The organism is Microbacterium sp. Marseille-Q6965 (assembly GCF_946151065.1).
Lineage (GTDB): Bacteria > Actinomycetota > Actinomycetes > Actinomycetales > Microbacteriaceae > Microbacterium.
The window spans coordinates 388912-409647 of sequence record NZ_CAMGZA010000001.1 but is presented as its reverse complement, the minus strand read 5'-3'; the positions used below and the strand labels follow the sequence as shown (position 1 = coordinate 409647).

The following is a 20736-nucleotide window of genomic DNA, read 5'->3' as shown; positions in this document are numbered from 1 at the left end:
ACGGTAGGGCGTCAGCCGATCCGCTTCTCCCACGCGCCGCCCGACACGATCGGGGTGAATCCGACCGCCTCGTTGACGTCGAGCATGTAGCGGTTCTCCTCGGCGTTGAACGTGACGACGCACGGCGAGGTCGGCACCGCCTCATGCCAGCGCTTGAGCCCGACGCACTTGACGATCGAGCCGAGCTTGCGTCCGCGGTGCTCGGCGAGCACGAGCGTGGCGTATTGGTTCGTCACCTCCGAGCGGTCGGCCGGGACGCCCAGCTCGTTGAACGCGGCCACCGTCCCCGTCGGCACGTGAATGACGGCGGTGACGCCGAGGAGAGCGCCGGCCCGCTCGATGCGCGCCTCGCGCCGGCGGAGGCGATCCGCCGTCCACGGGGTCTCCTCGACGTCCATGTCGCCCGACGGCGCGTCGGTCGACATGCGGGTGATGGCGGCGGCGAGGCCGTCGAGGTGCTCCTCGGGAGTGGCGCCCGTCCACCACTCGACGCGGTAGTCGGGGCCGGCCGTCTCCAGCGCGCGCTCGAGCAGCGCGTCCACGCCCTCGTACGAGCCGTGCAGGTCGAACACGCTGCCGCGATCGACCTGCTGCAGCGCGAACCCGTTGCGCAGGAGACGCTGCGTCACGGCGTCGCGGCGCAGCGATCCGGCCCGCGTCGGCGGCACGATCCGCTCGCCGCCCTCGTCGTAGCGGTGGTGGCTCCAGGTCGCGATGACCGAGCGCCCCTCGGCCCGGGCGAGCTCTTCCGTCGTACGCCACAGGGCGTCGGCGAGCTGCTCGGACTCGTGGGCGGCGTCCATCGCGATCTCCGCCTCACACGTGCGCTGCGTGCCCCGGTCGTACTCGACATACCCGACGCCGATGATCGCCGCGCCCTCGCGGGCGACGAACGCCGCGCGCCGAAAGTCCTCCTGCGCCTGATACTGCGACAGCAGGTTGTCGGGGTGGCGTTTCACGAGGTCGCTGCCGCCCTCGCGCAGCGCCTGCGCGTTCAGCAGCTCGACGAAGGTCGCGAAGTCGTCGCCCCCGGGGCCGTCGAGGCTCCCGGGGACGACGAGGGGTTCGACGATCATGCGCTCATCGCCGCGTCGAGCCGCTTCTCCCACGCGCCGGCGTAGGCGAGGGGGCGGAAACCGACGCGCTCGTTGACGTCGAGCATGAAGCGGTTCTCCTCGGCGTTCCACGTGATCACGCACGGCGACTCGGGAACGGCCTCGCGCCAGCGCTTCAGGCCGACGCACTTCACGATCGACCCCAGTCGGTGCCCGCGGTGCTCGGGCGCGACGAGCGTGCCGTATTGCTCCGTCGGCTTCGTGCGGTCGGGACCGATGCCGAGGTCGTTGTGCGCGGCGACCTGGCCGGTGGGCTCGTGGATCACGAGGACCACGCTGAGCAGCCGGCCCGCACGCTCGTGACGCTCCTCGCGGCGACGCACGCGCTCGGCGTCCCACTCGCTGGCCTCCGCCACCATGTCGCCCGACGGCGCGTCCGTGGACAGCCGGCCGAGGATGGCCGCATAGCCGTCGATGTACTCCTCCGGCGCACGGCCGGTCCACGAGACGACCCGGTACGACGGGCCGGCCGCGGCCAGCGACTCCTCGAGCAGCCGGTCGACCTCATCGAAGGAACCGTGCAGATCGAAGATGCTCGTGCGCTCGACCTGCTGCAGCGTGTAGCCGTTGCGCAGCATGCGCTCGGCGAACGCGTCGCGCGGCACGCGGCCGGACCCGGTGGGAGAGGGGAGCATGTCGCCCGACCCCGCCGCCGGATGGATGGTGTAGGACTGCAGCGCCGTGCGGCCGTCGTCCGCGGCGAGCGTCTCCGCCTCCGCGAGCATGCGGTCGTGGAGCTCCTCGTCCTCGAACTCCTCGGCGAGGTTCACGTACACCTCCGCCGCCTGCTCGGTGGCGTTGTCGTAGGAGCACGCCGCGACGGCCGCGATGCGACCGTCGCGACGTGCGACGACGGCACGGTTGGTGTAGTCGGTCGTGCTCTGCCAGCGGGTGAGCACGTCCAGCTCGTCCTCATCGAGCAGGCGGGTGCCGGCGGCACGCGCCCACTCGTCGTTGCCGATGCGCACCATGGCGCGGAAGTCGGCGGCGTCCGGCGCGTCGAGCGACGCGGGGACGTGCAGCGGGGTGATGGTCAGCGTCTCGCTGATCATGGTGTTCTCTTTCGTTCGTCGGCGCGGATCACGCGTAGGGGTGGCGGGGGCCGGTGAGCCCCAGCGTCAGGTGGGCCTGCAGGAGGCGGCGGCGCTCCAGGAGAGCCTCGGCCTCGTCGCGGCGGATGTAGGTGGGGCGGGTGCCCCACAGCATCAACCACAGTCCGATCCGCATCGCGACGCGGTCGGCGAACGCGGTGCGAGGAGCGCGCGACTCCAGCACGGCGATCGCCTCGGACGGGGGACGAGGAGGTTGGGGCGGCCGCGGCTGCTGAGCGGCGAGCGCACGGTCACGGGTGGGGTACTGCACGGTCTGCGACATGAGTGTTCCTTTGTGAGGGGGGGGATGAACGAATCGCGGGATGTGCGATCCGCACGCTAGCGAGGGCCGCCGACATCTCCGCGTCCTGCGGGGACGTCGAAAGAACCCGTCGGCGGACGGGGGGAGACGGCGGCCGGACGCGAGTGATCGCGGGGCGGGTCCGCCTGTGGGCGACGCGCGCCGATCAGGGGCGGACGCGTCGGCGCATCAGCAATGCGGCGACCCGGGGGTCGCGGCGATGCGCGGGGTGCGGGAGGGCGTCAGCCGCGTCGACCGCGAGGGAGCCCGAGGTCGTGCCCGGAATTCCCGGCCCCGAGGAGCGCGGCGTCGACGACGGCACCCGTGCGGGTGTGCGTGGTCGTGATCATCATCGCGATCTCCTCTCGAGCCGTCACGCGCCGAATGCGCGCAACCGGATGTCACGATAGGGGATGCGCGCCGCAGGCGTCAAGGTTTCTCCCAGAATTCGTGCCCTGCCGGGCGTGTCACGGCTCGTCGGGGGAGCCGGATCCGGGCCCGCGCGGCGCGGAAGGACGGGCCTCTCGCGGGGTGTCGGGTAGCGTGGATCGACACATCGGAGGAGGAACGCGGATGCACCTGAAGAGCTTGACGCTCAAGGGGTTCAAGTCGTTCGCGCAGCCGACCACCTTCGTGCTCGAGCCGGGCGTCACGGCCATCGTCGGACCGAACGGATCGGGCAAGTCGAACGTCGTCGACGCCCTCGCCTGGGTGATGGGGGAGCAGGGCGTCAAGAGCCTGCGCGGCGGAAAGATGGAGGACGTCATCTTCGCCGGCACGGCGACACGAGGCCCCCTCGGTCGAGCCGAGGTGCAGCTGACGATCGACAACACCGACGGCGCGCTGCCGATCGAGTACAGCGAGGTGACGATCAGCCGCACGCTGTTCCGGAACGGCCAGAGCGAGTACGCCATCAACGGCGAGTCCTGCCGGCTGCTCGACGTGCAGGAGCTGCTGAGCGATTCTGGCCTCGGCCGCGAGATGCACGTGATCGTGGGACAGGGGCGACTCGACGCCGTGTTGCAGGCGACGCCCGAGGACCGCCGCGGGTTCATCGAGGAGGCCGCGGGCATCCTCAAGCACCGTCGCCGTAAGGAGAAGACGCTCCGCAAGCTCGAGGCGATGGAGCAGAACCTGACGCGCCTCAGCGACCTGGCGGGGGAGATCCGGCGGCAGCTGAAACCCCTCGGGCGACAGGCCGAGATCGCGCGGGAGGCGCAGACCATCGCCGCCGTCGTGCGCGACGCCAAGGCGAGGCTGCTGGCCGACGACGTCGTGCAGCTGAGATCGGTGCTGGCCGACCACCACCGCAGCGAGCAGGAGCGGCACTCGGAGCGACTGGTGCTGCAGGAGCAGGCGGACGGCATCCGGGTGCGGATCGCCGCGCTCGAGGCGCAGCAGAACGCGGAGGCAGTGGACGAGGCCCGCCGCGTCGCGTTCGCGCTCGAGCAGGTGCAGGAGCGGCTGCGCGGGCTCTACACGCTGGCGAATCAGCGGCTGGCGCTGCTGGGCCAGGATCAGGAGGACCCCTCCGCGGCGATCACGGTGACGCAGGCGGCCATCGACGAGGCCAGGGCCGAGATCGACCGCATCGGCGATGGTCTCGGTGCCGCGCAGGACGCCGTGGGGGTCGCGTCGCGGGAACTGCTGACGGCGCGTGCCGAGCTGGACGCACTCGACCAGGACATCGCGGAGCAGAGCGCGCTCGTGTCGGAACACGACATGCGGATCACGGCGCTGCGCGGATCGGCGGAGGCCGCGGAGTCGGCGCTCGCCGCGGTGCGCGCTGCCGTCGAGCGTCAGCAGCGGGCGCTCGACGCGGCGCACGCGCGGCGGGTGGAGGCGGCGGCCGCCTTCGAGGCGCTCGAGACCCTCGAGGAGACCACGGGGACCGCCGCGCAGTTCCAGGCGGCCTACGAGGACGCGCAGCAGGCCGCGACCGAGGCGGAGGCGCAGCTGGAGCGGATTCGTGAGCAGCACCGCGCTGCCGAGCGCGAGGCGGATGCGCTCACCGCGAAGGCCGCCGCGCTGCGCAGCGCGCTGGCCGTGCAGAATGGCGCGGCCGAGCTGATCGAGCGCGGCGGCGACGGCATCCGCGGGCTCGTCGGCGATGCGGTGCAGGTCGCCGCCGGATACGAGGCCGCGATCGCCGCCGTGCTGGGGCCGCTCGCGGAGGGCGTGCTCGTCGGCACGCCCGACGAGGCCCGTGCCGTGGCCGCGCGGGCGAGCGACGTGGGCGTGGTGGACATCGTGATCGGCGACGCGGACGCCGCGACACCCGCTTTCCCGACGCTCGAGGGCATCACCCCGGCGCGTGAGGTGGTGAAGGCCCCGTCCGGTGTGCTCGGCGTGCTCGCTTTCGTGGCCGTCGCCGATGATCTCGACGCCGCGCTGCGTGCGGCGCCGGCCCTGTCCGAAGTGGGGATCGGCGGGCCCGTCACGATCGTGACGCGCGCTGGCGAGGTGCTCACGTCGCACACCCTGCGCGCCGGGTCGGGCGAGGGGCGCTCGCGCCTCGAGCTGCAGGCCGAACATGACGCGGCGGCCGATCGGCTCGCGGAGGTGCGCGTGCTCGTCGATGACCTCGGCGTGCAGCGACGGGAGGCGACCGAACGGCTGCAGTCCGCGCGCGCCCGTGCGAAGGAGGCGCTGCAGGAGCTGCGCCAGCACGACGCCCAGCTCGCGCAGCACGCCGAGCACGTGAACAAAGTGACCGTGCGGCACGAGGCGGCTGTCGCCGAGTGCGAGCGTCTCGAGACGGGGCTCGCCCAGGCGCAGGGTGCCGTCGCGGAGGCCGAGGGGAGGGCGCGGGCCGCCGCGGACGAGCTCGACCGAGCGCTTCAGCAGCCGCGGCCCATCCTCCATGCGTCGGCCCGCGACGGTCTGCTCGCGGCGCTGGAGAAGGCGCGCGAGGGCGAGATGGCCGCCCGGCTCGAGGTGGAGACGCTGCGTGAGCGAGTGCGGGCGGCGGAGGCGCGCGCCGTCGGGCTCGAACGCCAGCGGGAGCGCGAGCGCGAGGCGGCGGCGCAGGCCGCCCGGCGCGCGGTCATCCGCCGGCGCCAGCGCGAGATCGCCGCCGGTGTCGCGGCCGAGCTGCCGCACCTCATGGACTCCGTCGACCGATCGGTCACGCAGGCCCGGCTGGCGCTCGCCGAGGCCGAGAGCGCCCGCTCGGCCATGTCGGAGGAGCTGCGCGATCTGCGGCGCCAGGAGACGCAGCTGCGGGAGCGGCTGAGCGGCCTCACCGAGAGCGTGCACGGGCTGGAGCTGCAGATCCACGAGAAGAAGGTGCAGCTCAACAGCCTGCTCGAGCGGGTCTCCTCCGAGCTCGGGCTCGGCGAGGAGGTGCTCGTGGCCGAGTACGGGCCCGACCAGCCCGTGCCCCGCGACGTGGCCGACATCACGCCGGCGCGGGCGCCGGAGGAGGTGCTGCACGCCGGCGGTGAGGCGCTGCAGCCGCGTGGCAACGACGCGCCCGTTCTCGCAGCGGAGCCCGTCGAGCGCACCGCCCCGCAGACGGGTGGGGATCCGGCGGAGGACGGCGAGGCCGCGACGATCCCGTACGACCGGCGGATGCAGGAGCGTCGATTGCGCGATGCCGAGCGCAAGCTCGCACAGCTGGGGCGGGTCAATCCGCTCGCGCTGGAGGAGTTCGCGGCCCTGGAGCAGCGGCACAAGTTCCTCACGGAACAGCTGGACGACCTCGTCCGCACCCGCAAGGACCTCATGACGATCATCGCCGAGCTCGATGAGCGGATGCAGGCGATCTTCGCCGAGGCGTTCGAGGACACCAAGGCCGCGTTCGGCGAGGTGTTCCCGATCCTGTTCCCTGGCGGCACGGGCTCCATCGCGCTGACCAATCCCGACGACATGCTCACGACGGGAATCGAGGTCTCGGTGCGGCCGGCCGGCAAGAAGATCGAGCGGCTGTCCCTGCTGTCGGGCGGCGAGCGCTCGCTCGCCGCGGTGGCGCTGCTCACCGCCATCTTCAAGGCGCGACCCAGCCCCTTCTACATCCTCGACGAGGTGGAGGCGGCGCTCGACGACGCCAACCTCGGGCGCCTGCTGGGCGTGTTCGAGACCCTGCGCGAGAACAGCCAGCTGATCGTCATCACCCACCAGAAGCGGACGATGGAGATCGCCGACGCGCTGTACGGCGTCTCGATGCGTCAGGACGGCGTGTCCGCCGTCGTGGGTCAGCGCATCAGCGAACGCGCCACGGCATGAGCGGGCGCTCGTGAACGCGCGGGAGTGGTTCGACGCGCACGCGGCACGCATGCGGCGTCGCCCCGATCTCGAGGCGCATGATCTCGTCGCCGCCGACGCCAGTGACCGGCTGCTCCTCGATGCGGCGGGCGATCTGAGCGGTGACGACGCGGTGGTGATCGGCGATCGCTATGGCGCCGTCGCGCTGCCGTTGGCGGCCACGGGCGTGCGCGTGCGCGCCCACCAGGACGCGCTCACCGGGGAACGCGCGGCGCGGCTGAACGCCGTCGACGCGGGGCTCTCGGCGCCGGCCGATCCGGACGCGATCGTCGTGCCGGGCGTGACCTGGCACGACCTCGAGCCCGATCTCGTGCGCGGAGCGCGCAGGGTACTGCTCCAGCTGCCGCGTTCTCTCGACGCGCTGGACGAGATCGCCGGGTTGGTCGCGGCGCACGCGGACGCCGCCGTGACGCTGGTCGGGGTGGGCCGGGTGAAGCACATGAGCCACGCCATGAACGACGTGCTCGCGCGGCACTTCACCGCCGTGACGGCGGATCGCGGCGTCGGCAAGTCGCGCGTGCTGCGGGCGGCGGGGCCGCGGCCCGATACGGGATCGGGGTGGCCACGGGTCCTGCGGCACGACGACCTCGGCCTCACCGTGTGCGCTCGTGGCGCCGCGTTCGCCGGGACCTCGATCGACATCGGCACCCGGTTCCTCCTGGGCTTCCTCCATGACATGCCGGAGGTGACGGACGCCGTCGATCTGGGGTGCGGGACCGGTGTGCTCGCCGCCTCTTACGCCCTCGCGTACCCGGGGGCGCGCGTGCTCGCGACCGACCGCTCCGCGGCGGCGGTCTCGTCGGCCCGTGCCACCGCGGCGGCCAACGGCGTGGCCGACCGCGTGGAGGTGAGTCGGGACGACGCCGTGTCGTCGCGGCCAGCGGCCTCCGCCGACCTCGTCCTGCTCAATCCGCCGTTCCACTCCGAGGCGGCCGTGACCGCGCAGCTCGCGCCGCGTCTCTTCGCCGACGCGGCGCGCGTGCTGCGCCCCGGCGGCCAGCTGTGGTGCGTGTGGAACTCGCACCTGGGCTATCGCCCGCAGCTCGAGCGCCTCGTCGGGCCGACGCGACAGGCCGGCCGCAACGCCAAGTTCACCGTGACGGTGTCGGAGCGCCGCTGAGCGCGTCGGCCGCGTCCGTCGAGGCCGCCCGCCCCGACGGTCGATAGGCTCGAACCAGGCCGAACCACGTCAGGAGCCGCGCATGGCACAGCACATCGGGATCGTGTGGAACCCCACGAAGACCTCCAAGGACGAGATGGTCCACGCGCTGGAGGAGATCCTTGTCGGCGTGGAGGTCGAGCCCCGCGTCACGTGGGTCGCCACCGAGCCCGACAACCCGGGCCGCGGCGCGGCCGATGCCGCGATCGCGCAGGGGGCCAATCTCGTGATCGCGGCCGGCGGCGACGGCACCGTGCGTGCCGTCGCCGAGAGCGTCGCCGACGCGGAGGGCGTGGAGCTGGGGATCGCGCCCCTGGGCACGGGCAACCTGCTGGCGCGCAACCTCGACGTGCCCATCAACGACCTGCCGGCCGCGTTCGCCCGCGCCCTGGGGAACGAGTCCACGCCCCTCGACCTGGGCTGGGTCGGAATCGACGTGAACGGCGTGCGCGAGCGCCACGCCTTCGCCGTGATGGCGGGGTTCGGCATCGACGCGCACATGATCACCGAGACGAGCGACGATCTGAAGGACCGGGTGGGGTGGCTCGCCTACGTGGAATCGCTCGGGCGGGCCGTCTCGGCGAGCGAGGTGATCGACCTCCGCGTCTCGGAGAACGGCGCTGACCCGATCGTCACCGCCGCGCACACCGTGCTCGTGGGCAACTGCGGCACGGTGCAGGGCGGTATCACGCTGCTGCCCGGGGCCGATCCGCGCGATGGGGCACTCGATGTGCTCGTGCTCGATGCTGCCGGGCTCGGCGGGTGGCTCGACACCATGCGCAACATGCTCTGGGACAACGGGCTGAGGCGCCTGCTGCCCGGGGGCGGCGACGAGGCGCAGAGCAGCCGATCGACCTCCCACCACCGCGTGACGTCGCTGACCGTCGAGCTCGAGGAGCCGCGCGAGCTCGAGATCGACGGCGACATCCTGGGCGCGTTCTCGCGCATCGAGTTCGAGGTGCAGCCCGCCGCCCTGAGGGTGCGCTGAGGCGTCAGGCGCTGCGGACTGCGGTGTAGAGCGCCGCGGTGCGATCGGCGATCGACGACCACGCGAACTCCCGCTCCGCGCGGCGTCTGCCCGCCTCGCCGAGCGCGCGGGCCCGGTCGGGGTCCGACACCATCTCGGTGAGGGCATCGGCCAGGTCCGCCACGAAGCGGTCGGGGTCGGTGGGCGTGCCCGTGCCGTCGCTCAGCTGCTCGATCGGCACGATCGCGCCGGTGACGCCGTGTGCGACCACCTCGGGGATGCCGCCCGTGCCGGTGCCGACGACCGGCGCCCCGCAGGCCATCGCCTCGAGGTTCACGATGCCGAGCGGCTCATACACCGACGGACACACGAACGTCGTCGCGGCCGACAGGAGCGCGCACAGCTCGTGTCGCGGCAGATGCCGGTCGATCCAGACCACCCCGCCCCGCTCGGCGTGCAGCTCGGTGACGAGCGCCTCGACCTCGGCCATGATCTCGGGAGTGTCGGGGGCTCCGGCGCACAGCACGAGCTGCACCTCGGGCGGCAGTCGCCGTGCCGCGCGCAGCAGGTATGGCAGGCCCTTCTGACGAGTGATGCGGCCGACGAAGACGACGGAGGGACGGTCCGGATCGACACCCAGAGCCCGGACGGTGTCGGGATCGTTTACGCGCCGCCAGTCGTCCAGGTCGATCCCGTTGTGGATCACCCGCACGCGATCGGGGTCGAGGTCGGGGTAGACGCGCAGCAGGTCGCGGCGCATCCCCTCGCTCACGGCGACGACGGCATCGGCCGCGGTCAGCGCGTCCCGCTCGATCCAGCTCGAGAGGCGGTAGCCGCCGCCCAGCTGCTCCGCCTTCCACGGGCGCAGCGGCTCCAGGCTGTGCGCGGTGGCGACGTGCGGAATGCCGTGCAGCATCTTCGCGACGTGCCCGGCGAAGTTGGCGTACCAGGTGTGTGAGTGCACGAGGTCCGCCCCCGCCGCGTCGCGGGCGATCTCGAGATCGACCCCCATCGTCTGCAGCGCCCCGTTGGCGGCCTGCAGCTCGGCGGGCACCGCGTAGGCCACCGTGCCGGGTTCGTCACGCGGGGCGCCGAAGCAGCGCACGAGCACCTCCAGCCCCGGCCGGTCGCGCAGCGCCCTGGCGAGCTCCGCGACGTGCACGCCGGCGCCTCCGTACACCTCGGGCGGGTACTCCCGGCTGAGCAGATCGACGCGCATGCGAACAACGTACTGCCCCGGGTCGATCCGCGGGGTCGTATGGCCCGCGGGGGGCGAATATCAAGCCCTCCCTTTCGCTGCGACGCCGCACTAGGGTTCGGGCAAGGGCGCGAGGAAGGGCGGCACTCCATGGCGGCGACGAAGAAGGTGCTGGGCATCGTCCTCGCGGGTGGTGAGGGCAAGCGGCTGATGCCGCTCACGCTCGACCGCGCCAAGCCCGCCGTGCCGTTCGGCGGGCACTACCGCCTCATCGACTTCGCACTGTCGAACCTCATCAACTCCGGCCTGCGTCAGATCGTCGTGCTCACCCAGTACAAGTCGCACAGCCTCGACCGCCACATCTCGAAGCTGTGGCGGCTCAGCGGGCTGCTGAACTCGTACGTGACCTCGATCCCTGCGCAGCAGCGGCTCGGCAAGCGCTGGTACCTGGGGTCGGCCGACGCGATCCTGCAGAACCTCAACCTCGTGCGGGACGAGGCACCCGACTACATCGTCGTCGTCGGTGCGGACCACGTCTACCGCATGGACTTCGAGCAGATGATCGAGGCGCACATCGCGTCGGGCGCCGAGTGCACCGTCGCGGCGATCCGTCAGCCGATCTCGCTCGCCAACCAGTTCGGCGTGATCGAGACCGAGGCCGAGCGCCCCGGCGTCATCCGCGAGTTCCTCGAGAAGCCGGAGAACCCCGAGGGCCTCGCGGACGCGCCGCACGAGGTGCTCGCCTCGATGGGCAACTACGTCTTCACCACCGAGGCCCTCGTCGAGGCCGTGCTGGCCGACGGCGAGAACGAGGCCTCGAAGCACGACATGGGCGGCGACATCGTTCCGTACTTCGTCGAGCGCGGTACCGCCGCCGTCTACGACATGAAGGACAACGAGGTGCCGGGCAGCACGCCGCGCGACCGCTACTACTGGCGCGACGTGGGGACGATCGAGTCGTACTTCGAAGCGCACCAGGACCTCATCTCGGTGCTGCCCATCTTCAACCTCTACAACGACGAGTGGCCGATCTTCAGCCGGCAGGACAACATGCCGCCGGCGAAGTTCACCCGCGACGCGCGCGGCACGCTGAGCACCGTGATCGACTCGATCGTCTCGCTGGGATCGGTGATCTCCGGCGCCCACCTCGAGCGCAGCGTGGTCGGGCCGCACACGATGGTGGAATCGGGGGCGCTGTTGAGCGACTCCATCGTGTTCGATTACGCCCGCGTGGCCGCGGGCGCCACCGTGCGCCGGTCGATCCTCGACAAGAATGTCGTCGTCGACGCGGGCGCCGCGATCGGCGTCGATCCGGCAGCGGACCGCGCGCGGGGCTTCACCGTGACCGACACGGGCATCACCGTGGTGGGGAAGAACGCGCACGTCACGCGCGAGTGACGAGCGAACTAGGCTTGTCGGCATGGCAGAACGGTGGTCCCTGGGGCGTGCCCTGCGCGGCATGTTCGTGCGTCCGAAGATCGACGACGACACGTGGGACGACCTCGAGACGGCGCTGCTGACCGCCGACTTCGGCCCCGACATCACCGAGGAGGTGATCGAGGACCTGCGCGAGAAGGTCGCCCGCTACGGCACGACGGATCCCGCCGACCTGCAGCGCATGCTGCGCGAGTCGCTCGAGGAGCGCTTCGCGCGGTTCGACACCACCCTGACGCTCACCGAGCGCCCCGCGGTCGTGCTCGTCGTGGGCGTGAACGGCGTGGGCAAGACGACGACGATCGGCAAGTTCGCGCACTTCCTGCGCCGCTACGGGCGCTCGATCGTCGTGGGCGCGGCCGACACGTTCCGCGCCGCCGCGGTGGACCAGCTCGCCACGTGGGCCGAACGCGGGGGAGCGGCGATCGTGCGCCCGCAGCAGGAGGGACAAGACCCCGCGTCGGTGGCCTTCCAGACCATCACCTACGCGAAGGAGACCGGCACCGAGATCGTGCTGGTGGACACCGCCGGCCGACTGCACACCAAGGGCGGCCTGATGGACGAGCTGACGAAGATCCGTCGCGTCATCGAGAAGCAGGCGCCCATCAGCGAGGTGCTGCTCGTGCTCGACGCGACCACGGGTCAGAACGGCGTGAAGCAGGCCGAGGCGTTCCTTCAGCACGCCGGCGTCACGGGGCTCGTCATCACCAAGCTCGACGGCTCCGCGAAGGGCGGCTTCGTGCTGTCCGTGCAGGAGCGCACCGGCATCCCGGTGAAGCTGTTGGGCCAGGGCGAGGGCATCGGCGACCTCACCGGTTTCACCCCGCACGTCTTCGTCGAGCAGCTCGTCTCCTGAACGCGGCGCGCCCGGGCGGCTCCGTGTCTGGCCCCGCCGCGACGATGCTGGTTGTATAGCGCCATGGCGATCGAACACGACTTCTTCGGACTGCTGGAGACGGGCCCAGACGGCTCGATCTTCTGGTCCGAGAACGTCGAGCTGGGGGACATGCGGGTGACGGTGGATCTGACCGCCCCCGACCAGGACGAGGTGACGCAGGACGCGCTCGACGCGGCGGCGGCGATCGTCTCGAGCCTCGAGGAGATCGACCGTCGTGCGCGGATCGCGATGCTCGGAGAGGTGGACAATCGGGCCAGCGAGGTCACCGAGTACATTTTGATGCAGCAGGAGCAGCTCGGTGACCAGCTCGAGGACTTCCTCGTCGACGTCTCGGGCGACGCGCCCGTGGACATCATCCGTTCCATGCAGCTGACCAGCGTCACGATCCTTGCCGACGAGCACGGCGGCTCCGATCCGTTCGCCGTCATGGAGTACGCGCTCGACCCCGACGCGGCCGACGACGTGCTGCTGGTGAACCTGTCGGGCGACGGCGAGATCCAGTCGGTCACGAGCGCCGACTGAGCGTGGCGATCGCGAGACGGGAACCCGCGCGGTGAGCGGGCAGCTGCTGCCCGCCGTCGTGGCCGTGCTGCTGGGCGTCGTTCTCGGCCTGGCGCTGTTCGTGCCGTTTGTGGCGGTGCAGTACCGCCGTCAGGGCCGGCTCACCCTCGGACAGCTCGTGCTGTGGGGGTCGTTCCTCGTGTACGGCCTCGCGTTGTGGACGTACACGCTGCTGCCGCTTCCCGCCCCGGGCGAGATCTCCTGCGTGGGCGCGCAGCTGCGCCCGCTGCAGTTCGTCGCCGACATCCGATCGTTCCCGCACGCCTCGCTCACCGAGCTGCGACACAATCCCGCCTTCATGCAGGTGGCGCTGAACGTGCTTCTGTTCGTGCCGCTCGGGTTCTTCCTTCGGCTGGGCTGGCGCCGCGGGCTGGTCGCCTCGGCGGTCGCCGGGTTCGCCATCTCCCTGCTGATCGAGACCACGCAGCTCACGGGTGTGTGGGGGATCTACCCCTGCGCGTTCCGCTTCTTCGATGTGGACGACCTGCTCGCCAACACGACCGGCGCGCTCCTCGGCGGCGTCCTCTCGCTCGCCGCGAAGCCGTGGCTCTCGCGCCGCACACACGCCGTGACGGCGCCCGTCCGCCCCGTCAGCGCCGGACGGCGCCTGGTCGCCATGCTGTGCGACGCGCTCGCGATGACGATGCTCGGCATGATCGTGGGCGTCGCGATCAACGCGTACCAGCTGTACGTGGGTGCGGTGCCGGCGGCGCAGGTGGACACCGCCGTGGCGGGAACGTGGGCCGCGGTCGTCCCGCTGGCCGCCTTCGGGCTGCTGGCCCTCTCGACCGGGCGCACGGTCGGCGACCTCGCGGTCATGGTGCGGTGGGAGGGCGGCGCCCGCCCCGGGGTGCTGCGGGGGCTCCTGCGATACCTGGGCGGCATCGGCGGATGGCAGCTGTTGGGCATCGTCACGCCCGGCGCCGACGCGCTGTTCGCGCTCGCGAGCGTCGTGCTCGTGTTCGCCGCGCGCCGCCGCGGCGGGCTGCCCGGTCTCGTCTCGGGGGCGCGGCCGGTGGACGCGCGTCAGGAGCCCGCCGCGATGAGCTCGGCGGTGAACGGGTCGGCGGGCGCCGCGTAGACCGCCTCGGTCGGCCCCGACTCCACCACCCGGCCGTCGCGCATCACCGCGACGCGATCGCTCACCCTGCGCACGACGGCGAGATCGTGTGAGATGAAGACCATGGCGAGGCCCTCGTCACGCTGCAGGCGCAGCAGCAGGTCGAGAATGCCGGCTTGCGTCGTGACGTCGAGTGCGGAGACCGGCTCATCGCAGACGAGCACGTCGGGGCGCGCCGCGAGCGCGCGCGCGATCGCCACGCGCTGGCGCTGGCCGCCCGAGAGCGTGACCGGCCGTCGGTCGAGCACCGTCGGCGGCAGCCCGACCCGCGCGAGCAACTCCGTGGGTTCCGGTGCGTCCCCGCGCCGCGAATGGCGGAGGATGCGCTCGACGGTGTGGCGGGGGTCGAACGAGCCGAGCGGATCCTGCGGCACGAGGCGGATGCACGACGCCGCCCGGTGGACGACGCCGTCGTCGGGGCGCTCGGCACCGATGAGGAGCCGGGCGAGCGTCGACTTTCCCGAACCCGACTCGCCGACCACCCCGACGACCTCACCGGCGTGCACCTCGAGGTCGACGGCGTCGACGGCGACGACGTCGCGGTAGCGCTTGGTGACGGCGCCGGCGCTGATCAGCGGGGAGCGAGGTCGCTCGTCGGTCGCCGAGGACGCGGAGCCCCTCGGCTTCGGGCCGGAGGGGACGGCCGCGAGCAGCGCCCTTGTCACCTCGTGGCGCGGATCCGTCAGCACACTGGCCGCCGCGCCCTCCTCGACGACCCTGCCGGCGTCGAGCACCGCGATCCGGTCGGCCACGCGCGCCACCGCCCGCAGATCGTGGCTGACGAGCACGAGCGCCGCGCCCTCGTCGCGCATGCGGCCGAGCAGGTCGAGCACGCGCACGGCGGTGGTCGCATCGAGCGCGGTGGTCGGCTCATCGGCGACGAGCACCCCCGCGCCACCCACGACGGCTGAGGCGATGAGCGCGCGCTGGCGCATTCCCCCCGACAGTTCCCCCGACCGTCGTCGCAGCAGCGCCTCGACGTGCGGCAGGCCCGCCGCGGTGAGCGCCTCGAGCACGCGCCGCCGTCGTTCCGCGCGCGGCACGCGGCGCACCGCGAGGGCTTCGGCGACCTCCGCCTCGATCGTGCGGAGCGGGTCGAGAGACTGCAGCGCATCCTGCAGCACGAGCGCGACATCGCGGCCGCGCATCGCGCGGCGGCCGCTCCGGCTCAGGCGCCGCACATCGTGGCCGGCGATCTCCAGAGCATCGGCACGCACGCGTGCCCCGGCCGCGTCGTGCGTGAGACCGAGCAGGGTGCGGGCGAGCACGGACTTGCCCGCACCGGATTCACCGACGATCGCGACGCACTCGCCGGCGGTGACGGTGAGCGATACGTCGCGGAGGACCTCGCCGGCTCCCGGGAGCGCGACGGAGAGGCCCCTGACCTCCACGGCGTTCACGACTGCCTCCCGGCCAGGCGGCGGCCGAGCACGGTCAGGATCGTCGCCGTGGCGACGATGGCGAGACCGGGGAACACCGTCATCCACCATCCCGTCGAGATGTACACGCGTCCGGCGTTGAGCAGGGCGCCCCACTCCGGTGAGGGCGGTGGCGAGCCGAGGCCGAGGAAGCTCAGCGCGGAGACCCACACGATGGCCTGGCCGATGCCGAGGGTCGCCGTCGACACCAGCGGCCACAGCGTGTTCGGCGCGATGTGCCGCGCGAAGAGGGTGAGAGGGCCGCTGCCCTCGAGACGCGCGTAGCCGACGTAGTCGCTGCGCGCGACGCCCCGCACCCGCGAGCGCAGGATGCGGGCGTAGCCGGGCGCCGTGGCGAGGCCGATCGCGAGCACCGAGCTGCCGGTGCCGGCGCCGAGGATCGCCACGAGCAGCAGGGCCATGACGAGCGTGGGGAGCGCGAACAGCACCTCGATCGCGCGGCCGAGCGCTGCATCGAGCCACGCGGGACCGAGCCCGGCGGCGAAGCCGATGACGAGCCCCAGTCCGATGCCGAGGGCCGTCGCGGCCAGTCCGATGCCGGCGGAGGCCGCCGTGCCGTGGACGACCCGGGTGAGGATGTCGCGTCCCGACTCGTCGGTGCCGAACGGATGCGCGGCGCTCGGCGCCTGGAACGCCTCCGCCGGCGCGATGGCAAGCGGGTCCCCGGGCGCGACCAAACCCGGCGCCACGACGGCGATGAGGAGGAGGGCGAGGCACGCCAGCGCGATGATCCCCGTGACCCCGAGCCCGCGCAGCGGCCGCGTCGTGGCGACGGGGGTCACGATCCCACCGCTACATCGGGCGCGCGCAGCGCGGCGGGCCGCGGGCCGCGCAGTCGCGGGTCGACGAACAGCTCCGCGACGTCGGTGAGCACGACGACGGCCACGTACAGCAGGGCGACCACCGTGACGGCGCCGATGACGAGCGGCACGTCGCGCGCGAGAGCGGCGTCCTGCAGCAGGCGGCCCAGTCCCGGCCGCGCGAACAGCACCTCGACGACCACAGCGCCCGAGAGCAGGTTCCCGAAGGCCCAACCCGACAGCGCGAGGGCCGGCAGCGAGGCATGACGCAGGGTGTGCCGCAGCAGCACGCGCGGCTCGCTCGCGCCGCGCGCCCGGGCCGTCACCGCGAACGGCGCCGCATCGGCCTCGAGGAGCGCGTCGCGCGACACTTGGGCGAGGAAGCCCGCGATCGGTACCGCCAGCGTGACGACGGGCAGGACGAGCCCCGCCGGGTGGGAGCCCTGACTCGTCGCGGGGAACAGTCCGAGCGACGACGCGAACACGAGGATCAGCACGGCGCCCAGCCAGAACCCCGGCGTCACCGTCGCGACGATCTCGGCGCCCCGCAGGATCGCGTCGGCGAGTCGACCGAGTCGGCCGTGGGTCGAGGTGGTGATGATCCCGCCGACGACCGCCAGCGCCCAGGCGAGGGTGAGCGCCAACACCGCCAGCAGGAGCGTGCCGGGCAGCTGTTCGGCGATGAGATCGCCCACCGGCTGACGGCGGGCATAGGAGTCGCCCAGCTGCAGCGTCGCGATGCGCCACAGCTGCACGAGGTACTGCACGACCAGCGGCTGGTCGAGTCCGTACTGCTCCCGGGCCGCGGCGACGGCCTCCGGGCCGGCCTGCGACCCCGGGCCGCCCAGGATCGCCTCCAGCGGGTCCCCGGAGGACCGCAGCGCGAAGAACACGATGGTCGCCACGAGCCACACCACCAGCAGCGCGCCGCCGATTCGCCCCGCGATCCATCGCAGCGCGGGGAGCGCCCGCGCCCGCATCATCCCCGCAGCTGGGCGTTCAGCAGCAGCGGCGTCGAGATGGTGTGCAGCGGCTCGACGCCCGTGACGCCCTTCGTGAGGAAGTGGTTCTGCTGGTCGTACAGCGGCAGCACGGTGTAGCTGTCGAGGATGATCCGCTGGGCCTCGGCGTAGAGGTCGGCCCGCTCGGCATCGTCGGTCGTGGCGAGGGCCGCCTCCAGCAACGCGTCCAGCTCGGGATCCTGGAGCATGGCGTGGTTGGCGAAGTAGCCCGACGGCGCGGGCACGGTCCCGTCGGAGTGGTAGAGGATGCGCAGCACATCGGGCCCCACCGTCGTGTAGGGCGCCGACACCGCCTCGTACTCATGCGCCGCCAGTGCCGCGTACCAGCTGGACAGGTCGACCGGCTCGAGCTGGACGTCGAAACCGACGGCGGCGGTGTTCGCCTGGATCTGCTCGAACAGCGACTGCTCGGCCGCCGTGGACTGGTTGGTGGACACCGGGAAGCGCACGGTGAGCGGCACCCCATCCTTCTCGCGCACGCCGTCGCCGTCCGCGTCGTCCCAGCCGGCCTCGTCCAGCAGCTCGGCAGCGCCGTCGGGGTCGGTGGCGAACAGCTCCTCATCGGACACGCCCATGGGCTCGACACTCGAGAGCACGGAGTAGGAGCGTTCGGCCGTGCCGTGGAAGAGCGATTCGATGCCGGGGTTCGGGTCGGCGGCGCGGACGAACGCCTCGCGCACGAGCGGGTCGTCGAACGGCGGCTGGCTGGAGTTGAGCTCGATGCGGTTGGACGACGCCGGGCGCGGTGCGTCGATGTGCTCGATGCCCTGGCCCTCGGCTGCCGCGATGTCGGACGGCAGCGGGTTGTCGATGACGTGCACCTCGCCCGAGGCGAGCGCGGCCTGTCGGGTGGCGGCATCGGGGATGAAGCGCCATTCGACGCGCTCCACGTAGGCGGGACCGTCGTGCCCCTGGGGGTTCGTGGGGACGTAGTCGTCGTTGCGCGTGAGCACGACGCGGTCCTGAGGCGTCCAGCTCTCGACGACGAAGGGGCCCGTGCCGATGGGTGCGCGGCAGTTCTCCTCCTGGCCACGCGCGATGCCGGCGGGCGACTGCATCGCCGCCCAGTGCTGGCTGAGCACCTCGAGCAGCGCCGACTTGGGCGTGGAGAGATGGAAGCGCACGTGCGTGGCATCGACCGGCTCCACGGAGTCGATCTGCTGCACGGCGAGCCAGCCGGTGGACGACCCGGTGTCGGGATCCTGCAGGTGCTCGATGTTCACCTTGACGGCCTCGGCGTCGAAGGGCGTGCCGTCGGTGAACGTCACGTCGTCACGCAGCGTGAGGTCCCACGTCAGCCCGTCCTCGGACGTCGACCACTCGGTCGCGAGCCACGGCACGATCTCGCCGTCCTCGCTGCGCCCCACGAGCGGCTCGAGGAACTGCGTCGCCAGCAGCGCCTGCGGGTAGTTGCCGCCGACGTGGGGGTCGAGGCAGGTGGGCTCGGCGTCGCCGGTGGCGTAGACGAGCGTGCCGCCCTCGACCGGCCCGCTGCTCTCATCGGGGGAGCCGCCTCCGGTGCAGCCGGCCAGCAGCAGGGCGAGCATTCCCGCGGCGAGCGCGGGCAGGGCACGACGATTCATGACGTCCTTCGGGTGAAAGATGGATCGCGTCCAACAATGGATCGCAGTGGTCCAGCCTACCGCGAGCCTGCGTTCCGGGCGCCGCCTCGAGAGACTCAGACCGCCTGCGCGAACTCGGCGGGCGCCTCGTCGACGAGGTGGCGCAGGTGCTCGGGGACGTCGCGACCCTTCTCGCGCATGGACTGGGCCCAGAGCCGCCCTGCCCGGTACGAGGAGCGCACGAGCGGGCCGGCCAGCACGCCGAGGAAGCCGATCTCCTCGGCCACCTGCTTCAGCTCGACGAACTCGTCGGGCTTCACCCAGCGCTGCACCGGCAGGTGGCGCGGGGAAGGACGCAGGTACTGGGTGAGGGTGATGATGTCGCAGCCGGCGTCGTGCAGATCGTGGAGCGCCTGAACGACCTCCTCTGGCTCCTCGCCCATGCCGAGAATGAGGTTCGACTTGGTGATGAGTCCCGCGTCGTGCGCCTGCGTGAGGACGCCGAGGGAACGCTCGTACGTGAAGGCCGGCCGGATGCGCTTGAACACCCGTGGCACGGTCTCGACATTGTGCGCGAACACCTCGGGCCGCGCGTCGAACACCTGCCCGAGGTGCTGCGACTTGCCCGACATGTCGTTGGCGAGCAACTCGACGCCGGTGTTCGGGTTCAGCTCGTGGATGAGCCGCACCGTCTCGGCATTGAGCCACGCGCCTTCGTCGGGCAGGTCGTCGCGGGCCACGCTCGTGACCGTCGCGTAGCGCAGCCCCATGCGCCGCACGGACTCCGCGACCCGTCGGGGCTCGTCGGTGTCGTACGCGGCGGGCTTGCCGGTGTGGATCTGGCAGAAGTCGCAGCGGCGCGTGCACTGCGAGCCGCCGATGAGGAACGTCGCCTCGCGGTCCTCCCAGCACTCGTAGATGTTGGGACAGCCCGCCTCCTGACACACCGTGTGGAGGTCCTCTCCCTTCACGAGCTCGTGGAGCTGTCGGTACTCGGGGCCCTGACGCACGCGGGTCTTGATCCAGTCGGGCTTCTTCTCGATCGGCGTGGCGGCGTTGCGCACCTCGAGGCGCAGCAGGCGGCGCCCGTTCGGCGCGGTCGTCGGGGAGGAGGTGGGGGAGCAGGCACTCACGCGGGGGTCCTTTCGAAGACGGTGCGGAAGGCGTCGGCGACGGCGTCCTTGACGTCGCGAGGCGACAGGTCGCGGCCAGCCTCGCGCGCGATCGTGGTGGTGCGGGCGTCGCTCAGACCGCACGGCACGATCTGCTCGAACGGCGCGAGCGGGTTGTCGCAGTTGAGGGCGAAGCCGTGCATCGTCACGCCCTGCTGCACGCGCATGCCGATCGCCGCGATCTTCGCCGCGGGTTCCGCGCCGCGGTCGACCCAGACGCCGCTGCGCCCCTCGATGCGCCGCCCGTCGACCCCGTATCGGCGGAGCACGTCGATGAGCAGTTGCTCGATGGCGCGGACACACGCGACGGCGTCGCCGCGGTCCGCCACGCGCATGATCGGGTATCCGACCAGCTGCCCCGGGCCGTGCCACGTGATCCGACCGCCGCGGTCCACGTCGATCACCGGAATGTCCGATCCCCGCGGCCGGTCCTCGGGGCGCGTGCGCGAGCCGGCCGTGAACACCGGTTCGTGCTCGAGCAGGATCAGCGTCTCGCTGCGCTTGCCGTCACGCACCTGCGCGTGGATGTGGCGTTGCAGCGCCCAGCCGTCGAGGTAGGGGACGACGTCCGGCGCGAACCCCGCATCGAGCACATCGATCATGGCGAGCCTCCCCGTCCGGCCGGACATCG

General features: G+C 72.1%; 17 protein-coding genes. 7 read left to right on the top strand and 10 right to left on the bottom strand.

What is annotated here, in order from left to right; genetic code table 11:
* Positions 1-11 precede the first annotated feature (11 nt).
* From N8N77_RS02035 to N8N77_RS02025, 3 genes are read right to left on the bottom strand one after another with little or no spacing between them, the layout of a single operon-like run.
* On the bottom strand, positions 12-1076 hold the full coding sequence (locus N8N77_RS02035; RefSeq protein ID WP_261164228.1) for a GNAT family N-acetyltransferase: 1065 nt from the start codon (positions 1074-1076) through the stop codon (positions 12-14).
* Positions 1073-2167, bottom strand: a complete 1095-nt coding sequence (locus tag N8N77_RS02030; protein WP_261164227.1) for a GNAT family N-acetyltransferase — start codon at positions 2165-2167, stop codon at positions 1073-1075. The genes N8N77_RS02035 and N8N77_RS02030 overlap by 4 nt, the downstream gene beginning before the upstream one ends.
* 28 nt (positions 2168-2195) lie before the next feature.
* Positions 2196-2489: a hypothetical protein gene (locus tag N8N77_RS02025; RefSeq protein WP_261164226.1), complete on the bottom strand. Its 294-nt coding sequence runs from the start codon at positions 2487-2489 to the stop codon at positions 2196-2198.
* 591 nt (positions 2490-3080) lie between these two features.
* On the opposite strand from N8N77_RS02025, the gene smc reads away from it, so the two are divergent.
* The 3 genes from smc (at position 3081) to N8N77_RS02010 (ending at position 8920) form a co-directional block, all read left to right on the top strand.
* Positions 3081-6734: a chromosome segregation protein SMC gene (gene smc, locus N8N77_RS02020; RefSeq protein ID WP_261164224.1), complete on the top strand. Its 3654-nt coding sequence runs from the start codon at positions 3081-3083 to the stop codon at positions 6732-6734.
* A gap of 49 nt (positions 6735-6783) precedes the next feature.
* Positions 6784-7893, top strand: coding sequence for a methyltransferase (locus tag N8N77_RS02015; protein ID WP_261165592.1), 1110 nt, complete (start codon positions 6784-6786; stop codon positions 7891-7893).
* An 82-nt stretch (positions 7894-7975) separates the two neighbouring features.
* Entirely contained in the window at positions 7976-8920 is a 945-nt protein-coding gene (locus N8N77_RS02010) for a diacylglycerol kinase family protein (protein WP_261164223.1), read from the top strand.
* A 4-nt stretch (positions 8921-8924) separates the two neighbouring features.
* On the opposite strand, the gene glgA is transcribed toward N8N77_RS02010, so the two are convergent.
* The gene (glgA, locus tag N8N77_RS02005) at positions 8925-10118 is read right to left on the bottom strand and encodes a glycogen synthase (protein WP_261164220.1); all 1194 of its coding nucleotides are present in this window, start codon (positions 10116-10118) and stop codon (positions 8925-8927) included.
* Between the two features lie 129 nt (positions 10119-10247).
* Between glgA and glgC the strand changes: the two genes are divergently transcribed.
* From glgC to N8N77_RS01985, 4 genes are all read left to right on the top strand, one after another.
* On the top strand, positions 10248-11495 hold the full coding sequence (gene glgC, locus N8N77_RS02000; RefSeq protein WP_261164217.1) for a glucose-1-phosphate adenylyltransferase: 1248 nt from the start codon (positions 10248-10250) through the stop codon (positions 11493-11495).
* Between the two features lie 22 nt (positions 11496-11517).
* Positions 11518-12387: a signal recognition particle-docking protein FtsY gene (gene ftsY / locus N8N77_RS01995; protein WP_261164216.1), complete on the top strand. Its 870-nt coding sequence runs from the start codon at positions 11518-11520 to the stop codon at positions 12385-12387.
* 63 nt (positions 12388-12450) lie between these two features.
* Positions 12451-12951, top strand: coding sequence for a DUF2004 domain-containing protein (locus tag N8N77_RS01990; protein ID WP_261164215.1), 501 nt, complete (start codon positions 12451-12453; stop codon positions 12949-12951).
* Between the two features lie 31 nt (positions 12952-12982).
* Complete coding sequence (locus tag N8N77_RS01985; RefSeq protein WP_261164214.1) at positions 12983-14071, top strand: VanZ family protein; 1089 nt, start codon at positions 12983-12985, stop codon at positions 14069-14071.
* Here N8N77_RS01985 and N8N77_RS01980 read toward each other — a convergent pair.
* The 6 genes from N8N77_RS01980 to lipB form a co-directional block, all read right to left on the bottom strand.
* Entirely contained in the window at positions 14017-15510 is a 1494-nt protein-coding gene (locus N8N77_RS01980) for an ABC transporter ATP-binding protein (RefSeq protein WP_261164212.1), read from the bottom strand. The two genes, N8N77_RS01985 and N8N77_RS01980, sit on opposite strands and share 55 nt — an antisense overlap.
* On the bottom strand, positions 15507-16331 hold the full coding sequence (locus N8N77_RS01975) for an ABC transporter permease (protein ID WP_261164211.1): 825 nt from the start codon (positions 16329-16331) through the stop codon (positions 15507-15509). Before N8N77_RS01975 ends, N8N77_RS01980 begins: the two co-directional genes overlap by 4 nt.
* Entirely contained in the window at positions 16328-17332 is a 1005-nt protein-coding gene (locus tag N8N77_RS01970) for an ABC transporter permease (protein WP_396652764.1), read from the bottom strand. Before N8N77_RS01970 ends, N8N77_RS01975 begins: the two co-directional genes overlap by 4 nt.
* Positions 17329-18954, bottom strand: a complete 1626-nt coding sequence (locus tag N8N77_RS01965) for an ABC transporter substrate-binding protein (protein ID WP_261164209.1) — start codon at positions 18952-18954, stop codon at positions 17329-17331. The genes N8N77_RS01970 and N8N77_RS01965 overlap by 4 nt, the downstream gene beginning before the upstream one ends.
* 95 nt (positions 18955-19049) lie before the next feature.
* A complete protein-coding gene (gene lipA / locus N8N77_RS01960) occupies positions 19050-20066 on the bottom strand; it encodes a lipoyl synthase (protein WP_261164208.1) in 1017 nt (338 codons plus the stop codon).
* Entirely contained in the window at positions 20063-20707 is a 645-nt protein-coding gene (gene lipB, locus N8N77_RS01955; protein WP_261164207.1) for a lipoyl(octanoyl) transferase LipB, read from the bottom strand. Before lipB ends, lipA begins: the two co-directional genes overlap by 4 nt.
* Between the last annotated feature and the right edge of the window lie 29 nt (positions 20708-20736).

What these genes read in the sequence shown, in the direction of transcription:
- N8N77_RS02035 (WP_261164228.1), bottom strand. Translation starts at nt 1,076, where the DNA reads ATGATCGTCGAACCCCTCGTCGTCCCCGGGAGCCTCGACGGCCCCGGG.
- N8N77_RS02030 (WP_261164227.1), bottom strand. Translation starts at nt 2,167, where the DNA reads ATGATCAGCGAGACGCTGACCATCACCCCGCTGCACGTCCCCGCGTCG.
- N8N77_RS02025 (WP_261164226.1), bottom strand. Translation starts at nt 2,489, where the DNA reads ATGTCGCAGACCGTGCAGTACCCCACCCGTGACCGTGCGCTCGCCGCT.
- smc (WP_261164224.1), top strand. Translation starts at nt 3,081, where the DNA reads ATGCACCTGAAGAGCTTGACGCTCAAGGGGTTCAAGTCGTTCGCGCAG.
- N8N77_RS02015 (WP_261165592.1), top strand. Translation starts at nt 6,784, where the DNA reads ATGCGGCGTCGCCCCGATCTCGAGGCGCATGATCTCGTCGCCGCCGAC.
- N8N77_RS02010 (WP_261164223.1), top strand. Translation starts at nt 7,976, where the DNA reads ATGGCACAGCACATCGGGATCGTGTGGAACCCCACGAAGACCTCCAAG.
- glgA (WP_261164220.1), bottom strand. Translation starts at nt 10,118, where the DNA reads ATGCGCGTCGATCTGCTCAGCCGGGAGTACCCGCCCGAGGTGTACGGA.
- glgC (WP_261164217.1), top strand. Translation starts at nt 10,248, where the DNA reads ATGGCGGCGACGAAGAAGGTGCTGGGCATCGTCCTCGCGGGTGGTGAG.
- ftsY (WP_261164216.1), top strand. Translation starts at nt 11,518, where the DNA reads ATGGCAGAACGGTGGTCCCTGGGGCGTGCCCTGCGCGGCATGTTCGTG.
- N8N77_RS01990 (WP_261164215.1), top strand. Translation starts at nt 12,451, where the DNA reads ATGGCGATCGAACACGACTTCTTCGGACTGCTGGAGACGGGCCCAGAC.
- N8N77_RS01970 (WP_396652764.1), bottom strand. Translation starts at nt 17,332, where the DNA reads ATGATGCGGGCGCGGGCGCTCCCCGCGCTGCGATGGATCGCGGGGCGA.
- N8N77_RS01965 (WP_261164209.1), bottom strand. Translation starts at nt 18,954, where the DNA reads ATGAATCGTCGTGCCCTGCCCGCGCTCGCCGCGGGAATGCTCGCCCTG.
- lipB (WP_261164207.1), bottom strand. Translation starts at nt 20,707, where the DNA reads ATGATCGATGTGCTCGATGCGGGGTTCGCGCCGGACGTCGTCCCCTAC.